19 protein-coding genes are annotated in these 19,775 nt (G+C 44.1%); 8 read left to right on the top strand and 11 right to left on the bottom strand.

The window, feature by feature from the left end; genetic code table 11:
• Nucleotides 1-30: 30 nt before the first annotated feature.
• Nucleotides 31-282, bottom strand: coding sequence for a hypothetical protein (locus tag AC3IT7_RS02920; RefSeq protein ID WP_489249336.1), 252 nt, complete (start codon nt 280-282; stop codon nt 31-33).
• A gap of 262 nt (nt 283-544) precedes the next feature.
• On the opposite strand from AC3IT7_RS02920, the gene AC3IT7_RS02915 reads away from it, so the two are divergent.
• Complete coding sequence (locus AC3IT7_RS02915; RefSeq protein WP_489249335.1) at nt 545-1,342, top strand: tetratricopeptide repeat protein; 798 nt, start codon at nt 545-547, stop codon at nt 1,340-1,342.
• An 80-nt stretch (nt 1,343-1,422) separates the two neighbouring features.
• On the opposite strand, the gene AC3IT7_RS02910 is transcribed toward AC3IT7_RS02915, so the two are convergent.
• The 3 genes from AC3IT7_RS02910 to AC3IT7_RS02900 form a co-directional block, all read right to left on the bottom strand.
• A complete protein-coding gene (locus AC3IT7_RS02910; RefSeq protein WP_489249334.1) occupies nt 1,423-2,349 on the bottom strand; it encodes an AEC family transporter in 927 nt (308 codons plus the stop codon).
• Nucleotides 2,350-2,408: 59 nt separating this feature from the next.
• Nucleotides 2,409-3,518: an NADH:flavin oxidoreductase/NADH oxidase gene (locus tag AC3IT7_RS02905; RefSeq protein ID WP_489249333.1), complete on the bottom strand. Its 1,110-nt coding sequence runs from the start codon at nt 3,516-3,518 to the stop codon at nt 2,409-2,411.
• 92 nt (nt 3,519-3,610) lie between these two features.
• A complete protein-coding gene (locus AC3IT7_RS02900) occupies nt 3,611-3,805 on the bottom strand; it encodes a carbohydrate porin (protein ID WP_489249332.1) in 195 nt (64 codons plus the stop codon).
• 415 nt (nt 3,806-4,220) lie between these two features.
• Here AC3IT7_RS02900 and mutM point away from each other — a divergent pair, with 415 nt between their 5' ends.
• The gene (gene mutM, locus AC3IT7_RS02895; RefSeq protein ID WP_489249331.1) at nt 4,221-5,081 is read left to right on the top strand and encodes a bifunctional DNA-formamidopyrimidine glycosylase/DNA-(apurinic or apyrimidinic site) lyase; all 861 of its coding nucleotides are present in this window, start codon (nt 4,221-4,223) and stop codon (nt 5,079-5,081) included.
• Nucleotides 5,078-5,362, top strand: a complete 285-nt coding sequence (locus AC3IT7_RS02890) for a peptidylprolyl isomerase (RefSeq protein ID WP_489249330.1) — start codon at nt 5,078-5,080, stop codon at nt 5,360-5,362. The genes mutM and AC3IT7_RS02890 overlap by 4 nt, the downstream gene beginning before the upstream one ends.
• Before the next feature lie 140 nt (nt 5,363-5,502).
• Here the strand turns inward: AC3IT7_RS02890 and mscL are convergent, their stop codons facing one another.
• Both mscL and typA read right to left on the bottom strand, forming a co-directional pair.
• Nucleotides 5,503-5,943, bottom strand: coding sequence for a large conductance mechanosensitive channel protein MscL (mscL, locus tag AC3IT7_RS02885; RefSeq protein ID WP_489249329.1), 441 nt, complete (start codon nt 5,941-5,943; stop codon nt 5,503-5,505).
• A gap of 184 nt (nt 5,944-6,127) precedes the next feature.
• Entirely contained in the window at nt 6,128-7,966 is a 1,839-nt protein-coding gene (gene typA, locus AC3IT7_RS02880; RefSeq protein WP_489249328.1) for a translational GTPase TypA, read from the bottom strand.
• A 174-nt stretch (nt 7,967-8,140) separates the two neighbouring features.
• On the opposite strand from typA, the gene AC3IT7_RS02875 reads away from it, so the two are divergent.
• The 3 genes from AC3IT7_RS02875 to AC3IT7_RS02865 all read left to right on the top strand — a co-directional run bounded on the left by AC3IT7_RS02875 (nt 8,141) and on the right by AC3IT7_RS02865 (nt 12,075).
• Entirely contained in the window at nt 8,141-9,511 is a 1,371-nt protein-coding gene (locus tag AC3IT7_RS02875) for a uracil-xanthine permease family protein (RefSeq protein WP_489249327.1), read from the top strand.
• A 66-nt stretch (nt 9,512-9,577) separates the two neighbouring features.
• Nucleotides 9,578-10,612 (top strand): methyltransferase, encoded by a 1,035-nt coding sequence (locus AC3IT7_RS02870; RefSeq protein WP_489249326.1) that lies wholly within the window; start codon nt 9,578-9,580, stop codon nt 10,610-10,612.
• Nucleotides 10,612-12,075: an amino acid permease gene (locus AC3IT7_RS02865; RefSeq protein WP_489249325.1), complete on the top strand. Its 1,464-nt coding sequence runs from the start codon at nt 10,612-10,614 to the stop codon at nt 12,073-12,075. Before AC3IT7_RS02870 ends, AC3IT7_RS02865 begins: the two co-directional genes overlap by 1 nt.
• Nucleotides 12,076-12,127: 52 nt before the next feature.
• On the opposite strand, the gene AC3IT7_RS02860 is transcribed toward AC3IT7_RS02865, so the two are convergent.
• Nucleotides 12,128-12,661, bottom strand: coding sequence for a peptidase C39 (locus AC3IT7_RS02860; protein ID WP_489249324.1), 534 nt, complete (start codon nt 12,659-12,661; stop codon nt 12,128-12,130).
• Nucleotides 12,662-12,764: 103 nt separating this feature from the next.
• On the bottom strand, nt 12,765-13,832 hold the full coding sequence (gene omp38 / locus AC3IT7_RS02855; protein ID WP_489249323.1) for an outer membrane protein Omp38: 1,068 nt from the start codon (nt 13,830-13,832) through the stop codon (nt 12,765-12,767).
• Between the two features lie 375 nt (nt 13,833-14,207).
• On the opposite strand from omp38, the gene AC3IT7_RS02850 reads away from it, so the two are divergent.
• Together AC3IT7_RS02850 and AC3IT7_RS02845 are read left to right on the top strand one after the other, a co-directional pair.
• Entirely contained in the window at nt 14,208-14,729 is a 522-nt protein-coding gene (locus AC3IT7_RS02850; RefSeq protein WP_489249322.1) for a GspH/FimT family pseudopilin, read from the top strand.
• A gap of 110 nt (nt 14,730-14,839) precedes the next feature.
• Nucleotides 14,840-16,015, top strand: a complete 1,176-nt coding sequence (locus AC3IT7_RS02845; RefSeq protein ID WP_489249321.1) for a thiolase family protein — start codon at nt 14,840-14,842, stop codon at nt 16,013-16,015.
• Between the two features lie 157 nt (nt 16,016-16,172).
• Here the strand turns inward: AC3IT7_RS02845 and AC3IT7_RS02840 are convergent, their stop codons facing one another.
• The 3 genes from AC3IT7_RS02840 to AC3IT7_RS02830 form a co-directional block, all read right to left on the bottom strand.
• Nucleotides 16,173-17,159, bottom strand: coding sequence for a diaminopimelate dehydrogenase (locus AC3IT7_RS02840; protein ID WP_489249320.1), 987 nt, complete (start codon nt 17,157-17,159; stop codon nt 16,173-16,175).
• A gap of 287 nt (nt 17,160-17,446) precedes the next feature.
• The gene (locus AC3IT7_RS02835) at nt 17,447-17,932 is read right to left on the bottom strand and encodes a DUF934 domain-containing protein (protein ID WP_489249319.1); all 486 of its coding nucleotides are present in this window, start codon (nt 17,930-17,932) and stop codon (nt 17,447-17,449) included.
• Nucleotides 17,925-19,568 carry a nitrite/sulfite reductase gene (locus AC3IT7_RS02830; protein WP_475654646.1) on the bottom strand — a complete coding sequence of 548 codons (1,644 nt, stop codon included), beginning with the start codon at nt 19,566-19,568 and terminating at the stop codon, nt 17,925-17,927. Before AC3IT7_RS02830 ends, AC3IT7_RS02835 begins: the two co-directional genes overlap by 8 nt.
• Between the last annotated feature and the right edge of the window lie 207 nt (nt 19,569-19,775).

Genomic DNA, 19,775 nt, shown 5'->3' with positions numbered 1-19,775 from the left:
GAAGCCTCCGAATGCGGAGGCTTTACCCAGTTATACGTTAAAGTGGTGAAACAGCTTATTCATGTCTTTTACCACATACTCTTTAAAATGAAAGGCCCGCGCATGTTTTGCATCAAATCTTGCGCTATGTCCTTCATGCTCAAAAATATACACCCGATCTTCACAGCTCACCAAAAAACTAGCACCGAGCTTCATCAGTAATGCATCAATCTTGTCTTCATCAGCAATCGATTCATCTGCATTGACTCTGTCATAGTGACGTCTAATAGTTTTGACAAACATGGTTCAATTCCGCAAAGCTGGCTCAAACCGAGATTTAAACAGAGAAGCCCACCGAAGCAAAGTCATCTTGTGAATATCTGCCTGATTTATCTTGAATCTGTCAAAAATGAAGATGAATTGCGCGTCTAAACAGGACTCGGTGATTTGTATCTAATCATGCTTTGCATATTTACAAAGTGAAAAATCCTTTTATGATGTAAATGAAAACGATTAAAACCACACCATGGAATTAGGTGTCAGCAATAATAAGGTTATAGGAACCATGAAAAAATTAGTACTCGCTGTCGTTGTTGCCATGTCTGCACAATTCGCTCTGGCAAATACAGCAAAAGAACAGCTTGATCCGCAATTCGCAAAAATCGAAGCAATGGTCAAAGCCAATAACTTTAAAGATGCCTATGAGGCCTTAAACAGATTAGCCAGCCAGGGCAATGCACAAGCCATATACAACCTAGGCTATTTAACCCAGACGGGCCAAGGTACTGCCAAAGACGAGAAAAAAGCCATTCAACTCTATGAACAGTCAGCTGCTAAAGGCTATCCTGTGGCCAATTATGTACTGGGTAAAAACTATGCTGCTGGCACATTGGGACTAAAACAGGATTTAACCAAAGCCAAACAGTATCTGGAACGTGCCTCGGCTGCTCAGTTTGATGATGCCAGTATCGATCTGGCCATCCTGTTATTTGCGGAAGGTACACCTGCTGCAAACAAGAGCGGACTGCAAAAGCTGCAACCCTTAATCACCAAAGGCAATATGCAGGCGATTCATGCCAAAGCCTTATATGACATCAGTATGGGCTTTAAAAACAAAGATGAAAAACCGATTCAGCAAGGTTTAAGCAGTATTCAGGATCTGGCAAAAAAAGGCTATATCCCTGCCCTGATGGCAGTCGGCAATATGTTCGCCAATGGCAGCATCGTGCCGCAAAACCTGCCAGAAGCGAAAAAGATCTTTGCTGCACTGGCCCAGCAAAATATTCCACAGGCCAAAGAATCTCTGGCCGCAGTCGACAAAATGATGCTGGAGCAGAAAAAAGCACCTGCCAAAAAGAGTTAATCTGGACTGCTAAAATTCAGACCAAAAAAGCCCCATTACAATCTGGGGCTTTTTCATTATATTAAAATTATTCTGAAATCTTATCCCCACCATAAGGCAATAAGGCCACTGGTCACGATAAAGCCAACGATGGTGCTCATCAACAATGGGGTTAAGGCCCGGTCATTTAAGCCATAGGCCTGCCCCAGCATGCCAAAGATGGTTGGCATCGGCAAGGCCGCAATCAGGGTGCCGGCATAGACCATTTCCTGACTTAAATCGGTCAATTGACTGAGCCCGAGATACATCAGCAGTGGCATCATGATATTGCAGGAAAATACCAGATAAAAACTTTGCAGATTGACATATTTCAGACTCATTCCCACAATACCGCCACCAATCGCAAACAGGGCCAAGGGTGATGCGGTCTGTCCAATCAAGGCAAAGACCTGATCGATATACAGTGGAATTTTAATCTGGAAAACCGCACAGGCTATACCCAGCATGACCCCCATGAACAAGGGGTTCTTAAGCAAGGTCAGGATGACATTTTTTAGAATAGCCGCCAGATTGGCCTGATGCTGCGTGCCCAGCGCCGCCACGACCAGCACCAGAGGAATCAGCAATACACTCTCGATGATGACTACCAGAGAAGTATAAGTCATGGCCTGCTGCCCGATGAGCAGACTGAGCACCGCAGTACCAATCAGTCCGGTATTCGACATCGCACCACCTAGCGACAAAACTGCACTCTGTGAATGACTGTTCTGAAAATGACGGCGCATGATCCAGAACCCGCTGCCATACAGCAGCAAGGTTACGCTGCTATACACGGCGAAGTATTCGAAATACCAGATTTCATGCAGATCTTTCGAGGCAAGGGACTGGAAAAACAGCAATGGCAAGGCCACTTTAATCACAAAAGCACCGACCGTCGCCACTTGCTCTTTGTTCAACACTTGACTTTTTACAGTCAGATAACCCAGTGCCAATAATAAAAAAATGGGCATAATGACCGCAAAAATCATAATGCAGCGTCCGCTTGCCAGTGATGAGCCATTATAAGACGTTCTAATCTAAAACAGTGTTAAAAAGACTCAAACAGATGATTCAAACCATGCGGTGCACTGCGTAAATATTGCGGTGAAATTTTCAGTTTTTCTTCAAGCGTCGCTGCCGCATGCCAAGGCCAGTGTGGATCGTAAAGAATCGCCCGCGCGATAGCGATGGCATCCGCCTGACCTTGTTGCAGAATATTTTCTGCCTGTTCGGCTTCAGTAATTAAACCCACAGCGATCACCGGAATATTCACCGCTTTCTTGATGGTATCTGCAAAAGGCACCTGGTAGTTCGGCTTCACATCAATATTCTGTTTGACATGCAGGCCGGCACTGGAAATATGAATATAAGCTGCACCCACCGCTTCAAGTGCTTTAGACAGTTCAACCGAAGAATCAATATTCCAGCTCTCCTCATGCTCCATCCAGTCACTTGCTGAAATACGAACCCCGATTGGATAACCTTCCGGAACCGCTGCCTGCATGGCTTTAAATACTTCCAGCGTCAGGCGAATCCGGTTTTCCAGTGAACCGCCATATTGATCATCGCGTTTATTTGAAAGGGGTGACATAAACTGATGTAACAGATAGCCATGTGCTGCATGCAGCTCGACCAGATCAAAACCGGCCTCAACGGCACGTTTGGCGCTTTCGGCAAAATCTGCAATGACCTGATCAATTTCCGACTGGCTTAAAGCTTTTGGCGGATGTTCATCTGGCTGAAAAGGCAAGTTACTCGCAGAGACAGTTTGCCAGCCATTCGGCTGATCCGGGGCAATCTGACCCTTGCCTGACCAGGGTTTATCGGTAGAAGCCTTGCGCCCCGCGTGTGCCAGCTGGATCGCAAATGGCATTGGTGATATAGATTTGACCTTGGCCAATAATGCTTTGATTTTGGCAGCTTGCTGATCATTCCATAAGCCCAGATCGGCATAACTAATACGGCCTTCGGGTTGTACTGCAGTCGCTTCCACAATACATAGGCCAGCGCCAGAAAGAGCATAACTCGCCCATTGCTGCTCATGCCAATATGTAATTTCACCCTGATCTGTGGCCGAATATTGACACATCGGCGCAATAATAATTTTATTGCTGAGTGATAATGAACCGAACTTTAGCGGTTGAAATAATAATGTCACGTGGCATTCCCTCTTTATTCATGTGAAGTATGATCGGGCAATAAAAACAGGCTCTAAAAAGCCTGTTTAGTTATAACGTGAACCGTCACTTTTTAGAAGATGACAAGACGGGTTAAACCAAGTGTGAATGCATTATCTGGCTTGTTGCTAGACTCTGGATTGACCATATATTGCAGGCTTGGCCCTAAGCTCAGCCATTTTGTTGGATTATGGCTAGAGTTGAGTTCGATATTGTATTTTGCATCTATATTGAAGGTCAGATGTGAAGTTGCTAGGCGATAATTCACATGTCTAGGGTAACAGCCAAGCCCAGAATATGATGACCTAACAATCTAGCGCAGCCCTATATTTCACTCCGAGCTTTTGTGCAGGAGAGAGTTCACTCAGGCAACTCTGCTATTCGGGTAAACTCCCTTATACATTGATCATTGGTGAGGAGGGATATACGCCTCATTACCAATAACGTCTGCCAGATCGGCAAGCTCAGTGAACAGACTGGCTGCAAACCTAATTCTTTTGATTTAAAAGACTTTTCATAAAAATAATTAGCCTGTCTTGAAAATCGGTATGTTCCTGAGATCAGTATAAGTAATATCAAGTTAAGCTACTCCGGTATTTTCTCAGGGGTTGATGCTGATTAAGGCTTGCAATCACAGCATATTCACCCAATATTAGCTGCATCTCCCTCGCCTTTGATGTGTTATGCCTGAATTACCAGAAGTTGAAACCACCAAAACCAGTTTATTGCCTTTATTGGAACAGCGGGTAAAACGCGTTGAAGTCCGTCAGTCCAGTTTGCGCTGGCCCATCCCGACAAATATAGAAAAACTGGTAGGACAGAAATTACTGCAGCTCACGCGCCGTTCCAAATATATTCTGGCAGAGTTTGAACACGACACCATGCTCTGGCATTTAGGCATGTCGGGTAGTTTTCGTCTATGTGATCACAATGAAGAATTACGTAAACATGATCACTTGATTATCCAGTTTGATGACATTGAACTGCGTTATCACGATCCGCGCCGTTTCGGCTGCATTCTTTGGCTCGATGACCAATCACAAAGCAAACTGATTGACACACTCGGACCGGAACCCCTCAGTGAAAATTTTAATGCGCAGTATTTATTTGAAAAACTGAAGAATAAAAACGTTGGCACTAAAGTTGCTATTATGGATAACCATGTCGTGGTGGGCGTTGGCAATATTTATGCCACTGAAAGCCTGTTCAATATGGGCATTCATCCGGCACAACCTGCCTCGACCTTAAGCTTGGCACAGATCGAAAAGTTGGTGCTGGAGATCAAGCGCATATTAAAACAGGCGATTGATCTGGGCGGCTCGACCTTGAGAGACTACACCAATGCCATGGGCGAAAATGGCTATTTCCAGCAGACCCTGCTGGCTTATGGCCGAGCTGGGGAAATGTGCGTGAATTGCGAAACCACACTTGAAAATATCAAATTGGGACAACGTGCTTCAGTTTTCTGTCCAGAATGCCAACCTTTGAAAAAGATCGCACGCCCTGTGAAAAAAGTGGCCACTGTAAGAGGGAAAAAGTCATGAAAACAGCGATTGTGCGTCATATTCTGGTCAAGGACAAAGACACTGCCGAGCAGCTTAAACAGAAGATTTTGAGTGGTGCCGATTTCAATAAAGTCGCCAAACAATATTCAACCTGTAATTCTGCCAAACGTGGCGGTGAACTGGGCGAAGTGAAAAAAGGCCAGCTGGTTCCAGTGATTGATAAACTGGTCTTTACTGCTGCTGAACGGGTATTGCATGGCCCGGTCAAAAGCCAGTTCGGTTTTCACTTAGTGGAAATTAAGTTCCGGATGGATTTTTAATTCCTTTAAGCTTCCCTCTCCTCTCAGGAGAGGGTTAGGGAGAGGTAAAAAAATCCAATTACCCTCACCCCAGTCCTCTCCCATAAAGAGAAGTTAAAAAAACAGCGCATCTTGCGCCGTTTTTTTATTTCCAAGCCAGCTTAAGCTTCTGGACGCTTTTTCAATTCATCACGAATTTCACGTAACAATGCAATATCTTCTGGGGTGGCTGCTGGTGCAGCAGGTTCTTCGGCCTGTTTACGGCGCAGTTTATTCATCATTTTCACTAACCAGAACACGACCCATGCCAATAACAGGAAATTAATCAGAATGGTCAGAAAACTACCATAGGCAAAGATGTTTAGCCCTTCTGCCTGTGCCGCAGCCAAGGTGGTGACATTATTTGGATTATCGCCGAGTACCACAAACCAGTTGGAATAATCCACATCGCCGCCTAAAATCCAGCTGACCAGCGGCATGATAATATCTTTGACGAAGGAATCGATGATTTTACCAAATGCCCCACCGATGATGACACCCACGGCGAGGTCCATCACGTTGCCTTTGACAGCAAACTCCTTAAATTCTTGAATAATACTCATTTTTCTCTCCAAATAATTCATTTTAAAGTCTGCGATGGATTATACATTATTCGTATGCAGTTACATTTTCTTATAATTTACCCGCTTTTCGAAATTTTCCAAGATTGGTTAGAATTTTAATACAAAAAAAACCGCAACCTTTGAAAAGATTGCGGTTCTTCAAACCTGGATAATAATCTACAGATTATTTACCTGAACGGTTACGTTTACGTTCGTTTTCAGTCAAGAAACGCTTACGGATACGGATTGATTTTGGTGTTACTTCAACCAGTTCGTCATCTTCAATGAATTCAAGCGCTTGTTCAAGCGTATATTCAATTGCAGGAACCAGTGTTAACGCTTCGTCAGTACCTGATGCACGTACGTTAGTTAACTGTTTCGCTTTAGTCGGGTTAACTGTCATGTCATCAGAACGAGAGTTAATACCAATAATCATACCTTCGTAAACTTCTAACTGAGGTTTAGCGAATAGACGACCACGGTCTTGCAGTGTGAACAATGCATAGCCCAGGCAAGTACCTTGAACCATAGAAATCAACACACCGTTTTGACGTTTCGCAACAGTACCTTGTTTCATTGGACCGTAATGCGAGAAGCTCGACGTCATGATCCCTGTACCAGAAGTCATGGTCAGGAATTCTGAACGGAAACCAATCAAGCCACGTGAAGGAACAGTTGCTTCAATACGGATACGGCCTTTACCGTCAACTTCCATATTGGTCATTTCGCCTTTACGGTGACCCATTTGTTCCATTACAGAACCTTGATGCTGTTCTTCAACGTCAAAAGTCACGTTTTCATACGGTTCTTGTTTTACACCGTCAACTTCTTTCAAGATTACTTGTGGACGAGATACGCCCATTTCGAAACCTTCACGACGCATGTTTTCGATCAGAACTGAAAGGTGAAGTTCACCACGACCAGATACTTTGAAACGGTCTGGACTGTCAGTATCTTCAACACGTAATGCAACGTTGTGAATCAATTCGCGATCAAGACGTTCACGGATGTTACGTGAAGTTACGAATTTACCTTCTTTACCAGCAAACGGTGAGTTGTTTACCTGGAATGTCATTGTAACAGTCGGTTCATCAACAGAAAGTGCAGGAAGTGCTTCAACAGCTTTCGGATCACAAATCGTGTCAGAAATGTTGAGTGCATCAATACCTGTTACACAAACGATATCGCCTGCATTTGCTTCTTCGATGTCAACACGCTCTAAACCGTGGTAACCCATGATTTTCAGGATACGACCGTTACGTGTTTTGCCTTCTTTATCGATTACAGTCACTTGTGTGTTCAATTTTACTGAACCACGTTGAATACGACCTACACCGATAACACCTACGAAGCTGTTATAGTCAAGTGAAGACACTTGCATCTGGAATGGACCATCAACGTCAACTGCTGGCGGTTCAACGATGTCTACGATTGTTTGGAACAATGGCGTCATGTCGTCAGCAAGTTCTTCTGGAGAAGGACCAGCAACACCACGAAGACCAGAAGCATATACAACCGGGAAGTCTAACTGTTCGTCAGTACCGCCTAAGTTATCGAACAAATCGAATACTTGGTCAATTACCCAGTCTGGACGCGCGCTTGGCTTGTCAACTTTGTTGATAATTACGATTGGTTTCAAACCACGTGCGAACGCTTTTTGCGTTACGAAACGAGTTTGTGGCATCGGGCCTTCTTGAGAATCGACAAGAAGAAGTACGCAGTCAACCATCGACATTACACGTTCAACTTCACCACCGAAGTCGGCGTGTCCCGGGGTGTCCACGATGTTAATACGGTATTCAGTATTGGTACGTGCATCTGTCCATTTAATTGCAGTGTTTTTTGCAAGAATGGTAATACCACGTTCACTTTCAATAGCGCCAGAATCCATGACACGCTCAATCTCACCCGCGCGATCACCGAGAGCACCTGATTGTTGCAAAAGTTTGTCTACAAGAGTGGTTTTACCATGATCGACGTGCGCAATAATGGCGATGTTACGGAGAGTTTTAATATCTGACATGTAAATTCAATGCGTATGTAATTTGAGGGCAAATTATACAGAAAAATACAAAACTTTTATAGTCACTGTTACCACACTCCTCAATTTTTTTTAAAGAGATGGGCTTTTTTTGATTTTGTAAAGACGTGTAAGTCGATTAGAATAGCGCCATCCTGCCTTAATTTGCATTGACACATGTCTGATTTTAATCAATCTCCTCCCCCTAAAGATCAACTTGACCTGGTATATGGTCTCGATGATCGTCCCAAACCATTTATCGCTTTTTTAGCTGCATTTCAGCATTTATTGGCGATTATTGTCCCGATTGTAACCCCTGGCCTACTAATTTGTCTGGCACTCGGGGTGTCTAAAGAAGACACCAACATGATTTTGTCCATGTCCCTGGTGATCTCAGGAATCGCGACATTTCTACAGTCCAAGAAAGTCGGTCCGTTTGGGGCCGGCCTGCTGATTGTTCAGGGAACCAGCTTTAACTTTATTGGGCCAATTATTGGTATTGGTTCTGCCATGGTTGCTGCGGGTACACCCGTTGAATCGGTCATGGCCGCAATTTTTGGTGTGGTGATTGCTGGTGCATTCATTGAAATGGGGGTGTCACAAATTCTGCCATGGATCAAAAAACTGATTACCCCACTAGTCACGGGAATTGTGGTGCTCCTGATTGGTTTGACCTTGATCAAAGAAGGTCTGATCAGCATGGGCGGTGGTTATCAGGCCATGAGCGACAATACGTTTGCCAATGCCGATAACCTGATCATGTCCTGTACGGTACTGGCCCTGATCATTATCCTGAACCGAATCCGGATTACCTGGGTAAAGAGTTCTGCAATTTTGATTGCATTGGTTTGTGGTTACATTCTGGCCGGCTTTATGGGTCATCTGGATTTTTCAGGTCTAAAAGATACACCGCTGGTACAGATTCCCACTCCGATGCATTTCGGCCTAAGCTTCTCCTGGAGTCTGTTCATTCCGATGGCATTTATTTACCTGGTGACCTCTTTGGAAGCCATTGGTGATATTACGGCGACCTCAAAATTGTCGAATCAACCGGTTGATGGTCCAAAATGGATGCAGCGTATTAAAGGCGGCGTACTGGTCAATGGTGCCAACTCGTTTCTAGCCGGTATTTTCAATACTTTCCCGAGTTCGGTATTTGCACAAAACAATGGCGTCATTCAATTGACCGGTGTTGCGAGTCGCTATGTCGGCATCTGGATTGCCGTTTTGCTGGTGATTCTGGGACTACTGCCTGCAGTTTCCGGTATTATCCAGGCGGTTCCGCAAGCGGTACTCGGCGGTGCAGTAATGGTCATGTTTGGCGCAGTGGCAGCTTCTGGTATTAACATTCTGTCTGGCGTCCATCTGGACCGTCGTGCCCTGCTGATCATTGCGATTTCACTGGCACTGGGTTTAGGTGTTGCACAAGTTCCACAAATTCTTGAGCATCTTCCTGAGTTATTCCGTAATATCTTTAGCTCAGGCGTTGCCACTGGCGGTATCGCTGCCCTTATTCTGAATATTGTACTTCCTGAAACAAAGAAGTAATTTCATGTCCAGAGAACACTGTCTAGGTCAGACTTAGGCAGTGTTCTTTATATTGGAGAGATACCCATGGATCCTAAAAGCGAAGTTTTATTAAGACAATATGATTTTTTGTCGGGTCGCATCCTGCTGATTAATGCCCCAACAGATGATCTGCTCGCTGAATTCGATGCCTCTATCAATCCGGCTGTTTGGACATGGAATTTTAATGATTTTCACTATTTCCAGTCGCAACAGGCAGATGTCCACTTTGGTGCCGAAATGCCTGAAGCTGAATTTGATCAGGCGGTTATTTTCGTACCCAAATCTAAAGAACTGTTAAATTATTTATTGCACAGTGTCGCAGCACAGCTTAAACCGGGCAGCAGTGTCTTTTTAGTGGGCGAAAAGAAAGGCGGCATAGAGCGTGCGGCAAAACAGCTGCAACCTTATGGTAAAACCCTGAAACTGGATAGTGCCCGTCATTGCCAGCTCTGGCAACTGGTTCTAGATCGCACAGTCGAGAAAAAAGCACTCGCGGACTGGGCGCAGCGTTATACTGTATCTACTCCAAATGGTGATCTGAATATCTGTGCACTTCCCGGCGTGTTTAGTCAGAACCGTTTAGATATTGGTACTGCCACACTGCTACCTTATCTGTCACAAGTGACTTCCGGTAAAATTGCCGATTTTGGTTGTGGTGCCGGTGTCATTAGTGCCTATCTGGCAAAACTAAATCCGAAAAATCGTATTTTTGCGATGGATGTCGATGCCTTTGCGCTGGCTTCTACGCAAATGACCTTTGAAGAAAACCAGCTCACCCCTGAACAGATTGAAATCAAAGCAGTCACAGGCATTGAGGATGCACCGTTATTCTTGCATGCCATTGTCAGCAATCCTCCATTTCATCTGGGCATCGAGACCGATTACACGGCCAGTGAAACCTTGTGTAAAACCTCACGCCGTCATTTAAAATCAGGCGGTGAACTGTGGATCGTGGCCAACCGTTTCTTGAATTATCCGACACTGATTGAACAAAACTTTGGCCGCTGTACAGTGAAAGCAGATCAGCAGGGCTTTAAAGTACTCTTCGCCAGTACACAAAAAAATACAAAGGAATCATGATGAGCGAAACGCAAAATACGATGCAACTGCAGCGTAAGCTGGGTGCGCGTCATCTGAACATGATCGCGATTGGCGGGTCCATCGGTACAGGTTTATTTCTGGCCTCGGGTGCAACCATCGCCAATGCCGGGCCAGGCGGGGCATTACTTGCTTATGCACTGATTGGTGTCATGATTTATTTCTTGATGACCAGTTTGGGTGAGCTAGCCACACACAATCCGACCTCTGGTGCCTTCTTTACTTACGGTACCAAATATGTCGAGGGTGGCTTTGGTTTCGCCTTAGGCTGGAACTACTGGTATAACTGGGCCATTACCGTGGCTTTTGAACTGGTTGCGGTGCAGTTCATCATGAAGTTCTGGTTTCCCGATATTCCCGGCGTATACTGGAGCGCCATTTTCCTGGCCATTATTTTCGGAATTAATGCCCTGACCGTGAAAGGCTTTGGCGAATCTGAGTTTTTCTTCTCGCTGGTAAAAGTTGTCGCAATCATTGCCTTTATCATCATCGGAATCTGGATGATTGTGAAAATCATGCTGACTCCGGGTGCCGAAGCATTTGCCAACTGGAGCATTGGTGATGCACCCTTTGTCGGTGGTTTCCAGGCCTTGATTGGTGTGGCGATGATTGCCGGATTCTCCTTCCAGGGCACCGAAATGGTCGGCGTCGCTGCGGGCGAATCGAAAGATCCGAAGAAAACCATTCCGGTCGCCATCAAACAGATTTTCTGGCGTATCCTGTTGTTTTATATTGTGTGTATTTTCATTATCGGCACACTGATCGCCTACAATGATCCACGTTTATTACAGGCGGCTGCGACCGACAATATTGCGCTTTCTCCGTTTACCCTGCTCTATGAAAAAGCCGGTTTTGCTTTTGCTGCCAGTATCATGAATGCTGTGATTCTGACTGCGATTCTCTCTGCGGGTAACTCGGGTATGTATTCATCGACCCGTATGCTATTTGATATGGCGCGCAAAGGCAGCGCACCAAAACTGTTTGGTCGTCTGGACCCACGTGGTGTACCGATGAATGCGCTGTATGCCACCACTGCAATCGCGGCACTTTGCTTCCTGACCACATTCTTTGGTGAGCAGGAAGTCTTTAACTGGCTACTTAACATGTCCGGAATGTGTGGTTTTATTGTCTGGCTTGGTATTGCAATTTCACACTATCGCTTCCGTAAAGGTTATCTGGCACAAGGTTATAAACTGGAAGATCTGGCTTATCGTGCCAAGTTCTTTCCCTTTGCCCCTTGGTTTGCTTTTATTCTCTGTGCGATTGTGGTTCTCGGTCAGAACTATCAGGATGTTCTGGCAGGCCAATGGCTGGGTGTACTTTCAACCTATATCAGTATTCCATTGTTCCTGGCGATCTGGTTCGGATACAAATGGAAGAAAAAATCCAAGCTGGTGTCTTATCAGGAAATGGATGTACAGCCAATGAAGCTGGATCAGGAATAATATCCTCGATACCAAAAAGCAGTCTCAGGACTGCTTTTTTTATGTATTCATTTTAATTATGCCGCATCACGAAATTACGGTCATCAATCACAATCACTTGCTGACAGATTCCTTCTGCTTGACGCTGCTGCTCAAATACCTGGGCTGACATAGTATCAAAACTGTCAAAGAAACTGATTTCGTGCTCATCGATTGTATAGATCAATGAATGATTGCCTACCCCGTCTAAGGTGTCGTAGAACACTATCACGAAGCAGCCCGCTTCAACCTGCTGCCGAATCTCTGCATAAGAGATCACACGCTGTTCCACAGGTATTTTAAGTTTCTCAGCTTGTTGATAAAACTCAAGCTCGACCGGCTGTTTGTCTGCATCATATTCACTAAAAAAAGTGACATCCAGTCCTAAGGTCCGCAAAGCAACCGCAAGGGCAATAGTTGAAGTTCCCATCTCGGGATCATGGCGACAGAGCTGAACCAAGTCCGGAATATGCAGATCAATCCCATAATGATGAAAAATCATCCAAATCGAAAAAATTCCGCTATTGGCTTCCAGATTTTGCAAATCTTCCGGAATTTCTATACTCACGCTTTTACTCAACTAGATTTTCAGTGCTTAGGTAGTGTAGTTAAAATTCAGAGATAAAAAAAGCGGCTCATATGAGCCGCTTTTTTAACAATTCAATAATTAATTATTGAGCTTGTTGTTCTTGACCTTCAACAAGTACAGTACGGCTACCAGTGATTGTCGCGAATACACGACGGTTCATAGCACGACCTTCTTTAGTGTTGTTGTCAGCAATCGGTTGATCCCAAGCGAAACCTTGAGTAGACAAGCGAGATGCATCTACGTTGTATTCATTCACAAGTGAAGATTTAACAGAGTTAGCACGAGCCAGAGATAAACGTTCGTTTAGTGCACGTGGACCAGTGTTATCAGTGTGACCTTCGATGCGAGCAGTAGCGTTTGGATATTCAACTAGCTTCTCAGCAACTTTCGCGATTTCTGGTTTGTATTGATCTTTGATGTTTGATTTGTTGGTATCAAAGAACACACGAAGTTCCATGTTCAGATCTTCAGTCAACTCTTGTGGAGCTGGAGCAACCGGAGTTACAGGCTCAACTGGAGCAACTTCTACTACTGGAGCAGCTGGTTTCAGACGGCCACCTAGAACTACGTTAAGACCAGCAAGTGCTGTATAGTTCCAGAATTTTTCGTCAAAGTGGTAAGTACCACGAGCTTCAGTACGTAGTGCCAATGCATCGTTGATGTGCCAGAATGCACCGATACCCGCGTTACCTAGCGTACCTTCTTCTTCAAAACCACGACCAACACGACCTAATTGAGCTTCAGTAGCACCATCAAATTCATATTTGTAGTGACCCGCACCCAACAGCATGTATGGCTTTACTTTGCTGTCATAGTTACCAGTGAATACATCAGAAGTTGCATAGAAGTTACCTGCAATATTCTGACCTTTGTATTCAGCACCAGGTAGATCTGTCATATCGCCTTTTACTTGGCTATATTCAGCTTCAAAACCTAACCAAGGAGTAAGTTCTACACCAATAGCAGCACCTACAAATAAATCATCTTCCATTTGACCAGAAGTTGTTAACTCACCATCGTTACCGCCATTGTTGTGCTGAGTGTCTTGGAATGTATAACCTAACATCAACGGAGTAACAGTTACGCCTGCATTTGCAGCAGCAAAAGGTGCAGCTACAAGCATAGCTAAAGCAATACGACTCATTTTCATGGATTTATCCTCCAGAGATAACAATTGTTGTTCAAGCTCAAGCCCGTAATAGGCCATCCTGAGATAGGCTTTTTATTACCCCAGTTTTATTCTTAAGCTATTCACATGGCATCATACAAACACTTTATTATTTTTCCAAGTGCTTGATTAATTTAATCAAGTAAATTATTGACAAAATTACTTACAATTTCCGTTGTAATTCAGTAATTTTTTACTCAATTTTTTATTCTGAATGACCTATTGTGATTGCCAATTATTTTTTAATAGCTTTCTTGAATTTTGAGTAACAGCTAAATTACACGCTCAACAAAGCATAAAAAACGCATAATTAATAACATGTTTCCTATAAAAATAATATATAAATCAGGTAACTCTATGTATAGAAAAATAACAAGAGCGTTCACTATTGTTGAATTAATTATCTGTGTTGCAGTGCTTGCAATTTTGACCAGTATTGCCCTGCCTTACTTTCATGAATATCAGTCCAGACAGGAAGCCAAACAGATTCCTATCAAATTATCTGCGGTTAACCGTTATGCACGTAGTCAGGCTGCCGTGTTTCACCAGAATATTGTGATCTGTCCCAGTCAGGATTCACTCAGCTGTCACCCCAATCAATGGAATAAAAATATACTGGTCTTTATTGATAAAAATAAAAACCGGCAAGTCGATGCAGGCGAACAAATTTTACACATTGATGCACTAAATCTTAAATATGGCAACCTGAGCTGGCGGGGTGCTTTAAGCTCGCCGAGTGTCACTTATCAGGCGCATACGGCCCTTCCGATTGGTTCAAATGGCAGTTTCTATTATTGTTCTACTCAGCTTTCGAGCCAACAGCGCATCGTGCTGAGTAAAATGGGGCATATCCGGGTAGAAAGCCTCTCCTCATGCTAACAGAACTATGCAGTTTAAGATTGACTGCGATTAACCCTTCAATCCTGGGTTTTTTTCAATATACTGCTTATGTTTGAAAAATTGATTAAAACTTATACGGAGATATAACAATGACCGACATCGTGATTGTCAATGGTGCACGTACAGCCATGGGTGGCTTTCAAGGCAGCCTTGCCAGTGTAACTGCTCCTGAACTTGGTGCCGCTTCAATTAAAGAAGCAATTGCTCGTGCAGGTTTACAACCCGCAGATATTGAAGAAGTCATTATGGGTTGTGTTCTTCCTGCAGGTTTAAAACAGGGGCCTGCACGTCAAGCAATGCGTCAGGCAGGTCTGCCGGATTCGACTGGGGCTGTAACCATTAATAAGCTATGTGGTTCTGGCATGAAAGCAGTGATGCAAGCAGCCGATATGATTAAAGCCGGCTCTGCACATATTGTGGTGGCCGGGGGTATGGAATCAATGACCAATGCACCTTATGTGCTGCCTAAGGCACGTGGCGGGTTCCGTATGGGGCATGGTGAAATCAAAGACCATATGTTCCTTGATGGTCTTGAAGATGCCGAAACTGGTCGTTTGATGGGTTCATTTGCCCAGGATATGGCCAATACCAAAGGCTATACCCGTGAACAAATGGATGATTTCGCCATTCGCTCATTAAAACGTGCACAAACTGCTGTAAATGAAGGCTATTTTTCTGATGAAATCGTAGCTGTGACGGTAAAAACACGCAAAGGTGATGTGGTTGTTGATAAAGATGAACAACCCTTCAATGCCAATATCGACAAAATTCCAACCCTGCGTCCGGCATTTGCCAAAGATGGCACCATTACCGCAGCCAACGCCAGCTCGATTTCTGATGGCGCATCAGCTTTAGTCATTAGCTCAGCAGATCATGCAGCAGCAAAAGGTTTAAATCCTCTGGCAAAAGTTATTGCCTATGCATCTAACTCGCAGCATCCTTCCGAATTTACCATAGCACCAGTCGGTGCAATTCAAAAGGTTCTCGATAAAGCAGGTTGGAATGCTCAGGATGTCGATCTTTGGGAAATCAATGAAGCCTTTGCCATGGTCACCATGTGTCCAATGGATGAGTTCAAACTCGATCCTGAAAAAGTCAACATTAATGGCGGTGCCTGTGCACTCGGTCATCCGGTCGGTTCAACCGGTTCACGTATTATCCTGACCTTGATTCATGCATTAAAACGTACTGGTGGTAAACGCGGTATTGCAGCACTGTGTATTGGTGGTGGTGAAGCGACTGCTGTGGCGATTGAGTTGATCTAATAAATTATCTCTCCTTCTAGGAGAGGGCTAGGGAGAGGTCGCCTCCCTCTCTCTAACTCTATCCCAAAGGGAGAGAGGATTTAAAGTTGCAATAAAAAGCCTCCACTCGGAGGCTTTTTATCATTCAAATTAAAAGTAGTACTTTTAACAATAAGGCTTAAAGAATTTCTTTACGAAGCTGCTCAGGCGATTTCATTGATAACAGGCCCGGTGCCACGTCAAATGCCGTCTTGGCACCATACTGCTGCATCTGATTCAAGCGATAAGTGGCACGTGCATAGGCGACCAGAACACTGGCTGTAAACTCTGGATTACTTTCCAGTTTTAATGAAAACTCAAGCACTTGTTTATGTGCATCACTGGTATTTCCACTGCGAATTACAAAACCACCATGCGGCATACGTTGATGATCTTGTGCTAAAGTTGCTTCATCAATGAAATTTACAGTCGTGTCATAGTCAGCGAAGTAATCCGGCATGGTCACGATCGCCTGTTCAACCGCCTTTGCATCTGCACCTTCTTCAAGTACCACATAGCACTCACGTGTATGTTTTTCTTTGGTACTCAAGACTGGGCGCGCACCACTACGCACTTTATCCATCGCATCAGTTGATGGAATCGTGTATTGCACACCCGCTTTAACACTCTCAACACGGCGAATTGCATCTGAGTGACCTTGGCTTAAACCCTTGCCCCAGAAGGTATAAGTTTCGCCATCTGGTAGTAAGGCTTCACCAAATAAACGGTTGATTGAAAACATGCCTGGATCCCAGCCAATCGAAATCATCGCAGTTTTTTTGTTGGCTGTGGCAGGTGCATCTACTGCTGCATAATATTCAGGAATACGGGCATGAGTATCAAAACTGTCCACAATATTAAACTGGCTGGCTAAGATAGGCCCTTGTTGCGGTAAATCGTCTTTTGAACCGCCACATAAAATCAGGACATCAATTTTATCTTGAAAATCTGCAAGTGAGTCCATATGGAACACTTGGGTTGCAGCGAAGCAAGGAGATACCGTTTCAGGCGCACGACGGGTAAAAATACCCACAAGTTGTAAATCAGGATTTTTTTGAATGGCAGTTTCAACGCCACGCCCCAAGTTGCCATAACCAGCAATACCAATACGGATCGAATTTTGCATAAAGACAAGTCACTTCGTCATGAAAAAATTAAAAAAAAAATCAGATGACGATCGCATTGAAATCGCCTTCTTGATTGATTTTGCATGCTTTAAAAATTGGCGCTCTGCTCGCATTACTACCAGCAGAAGCGTACTTACGCTACATGATTTCGCACCAAATTAAAGCATTTTTAGCTTGGTTAAAAATCATATCTAAAGAGTCAACGCAAACAAAAAGCCTGCTACGCAGGCTTTTTGTTTGTAAATAAGTGCATACTTATTTTTTGATAAGACGCTCAAGGATGACTTTAAGCACCTGTTTGATAATTCGCTTGATTCACTGCAGTTGATGCCTGGTACGGATTTTTAAAATCATTTAAACCGGCAGCAGCTTCCTGAACATCTTTACCTTCTTTAATCACAAAGGTATCGAAGCCAGAACGCTTCATGTAGTTCAACACGTCTTTGAATACATCACCTGTGGCACGAAGTTCGCCTTGGAAACCTTGGCGACGTAATAATGCAGCAAATGAATAACCACGACCATCATTAAAGCCTGCAAATTCAATGAAAATTGCATCTAGCTCGTCAAGCGGAAATTCATTAGTTTCAGGTGAAGCATCAACGGTCAAGTACAATGCTTTTTTACCTGAAACATTCGCAATTTGATCTAACTGTTCAACCGTTAGAACTACATCACCTTGCGGTAATACACCGTCTTCACCGATGAGCTGGTATGTATTTTCTGTCACTGTGCCATCTTTAGAGAGCACTGCGAGTGCGGTATTAAGCATATGCACGCTCCTTGAATGGTTGGATGCCAACACGGCGATAGGTATCGATAAACTCTTCACCGTCCTGACGCAAGTCAAGATAGGTATTCAGAATTTCTTCTACGATATCCGGCACCAGGTCTGCTGCAAATGATGGGCCTAAGATGTCACCGATTGATGCGTCATGGTCTGCATTACCACCAAGCGTAATCTGGTAGAACTCGGCACCTTTTTTATCAACACCCAAAATCCCGATATTACCGACATGGTGATGACCACAGGCATTCATACAGCCTGAAATATTCAGATCCAGTTTACCTAAGTTATAAATGGTATCCAGATCATCAAAACGGCGTGAAATTGCTTCAGAAATTGGAATCGATTTCGCATTCGCCAATGAACAGAAGTCACCGCCCGGGCAGCAAATGATGTCGGTCAAGAAACCGATATGCGCACGTGCCAGGTTGTTTTGCTCAAGGGTCTGCCATACCGCGAACAAATCTTTTTGCGGCACATCGACCAGCGAGATGTTTTGTTCATGTGTGGTACGCAGCTCACCAAACGTGTACTGATCGGCAAGGTCGGCGATCAGGTTCATTTCTTCAGTGGTCACATCCCCTGGTGCAATGCCGGCACGTTTCAGTGAAATCGTGACAATACGATAACCTTTCACTTTATGGGCATTGGTATTGATGTTGAACCATTGTTTGAATTTTGGATATTGCGCAAACAGTTCAGTGAAATCTTCATCTGCATAATCCTGGTAGTCAAATGGTGTGAAGTTCTCATCCATTTTTGCCAGAGTTGCAGCATCGATTTTCAAGGTCTTAACAGTATGCGCAAATTCAGCTTCAACTTTTTCTGCAAATACCGCTGGCGTTAAAGCTTTGACCAGAATCTTGATACGCGCTTTATATTTATTGTCGCGACGGCCATGCAGGTTATAGACACGCAGTACTGCTTCAAGATAAGCAATCAGGTCTTCACGTGGCAAGAACTCACGAATAAAGCTGCCAATTACCGGAGTACGGCCCAGACCACCACCAACCTTGATCTTGTAACCCATTTCGCCAGCTTCATTTTTCACGATATATACACCAATATCGTGGAAAGCCGTTGCGGCGCGATCGGTTTCTTCAAGGGCAGACACTGCAATCTTGAACTTACGTGGCAAGAAGGCGAATTCCGGATGGAAAGTTGACCATTGACGGATCAATTCACAGGTCGGACGCGGATCAGCAATTTCACCAGCTACCACACCTGCATACTGGTCAGTCGTGGTATTACGGATACAGTTACCTGAAGTCTGAATCGCGTGCATTTGCACAGTCGCCAGTTCAGCCAGCATATCCGGCACATTTTCCAGCGCAGGCCAGTTAAACTGGATATTTTGACGGGTCGAAATATGCGCGTAGCCACGGTCATATTCTTTTGCCAAATCAGCCACTTTACGCAGTTGTTTTGAGTTCATCAAACCATAAGGCACGGCAATACGTAACATTGGCGCATAACGCTGTACGTACAAACCATTTTGCAGACGAAGCGGACGATACTCATCTTCAGTGAGTTTTCCGGCTAAATAACGTTCCGTTTGGTCACGGAACTGCGCAACACGTTCATTAATCAGTTGCTGATCAAAATCAGTATATAAATACATGGCGTACAGCTAGTAGTTTCTATTATATCGAGCGCAAGGATAGCGAGATTAAACCTATCAATAAAATGCTTTTTATACATATTTCATAGCGGTTTTATTGATAAGCCTGCCAAAGTTTCATTGATCTCAGTATTTAGCGCAGATACTTTCCTTTTCAGCTAATAATGATTTAATTTTGAGATTCTTAGCATTTATTTTCATAAAGAG

The organism is Acinetobacter sp. KH_038 (genome assembly GCF_057839405.1).
The sequence above is the reverse complement of the archived record's forward strand: the minus strand, read 5'-3'. Positions and strand labels throughout refer to the sequence as shown.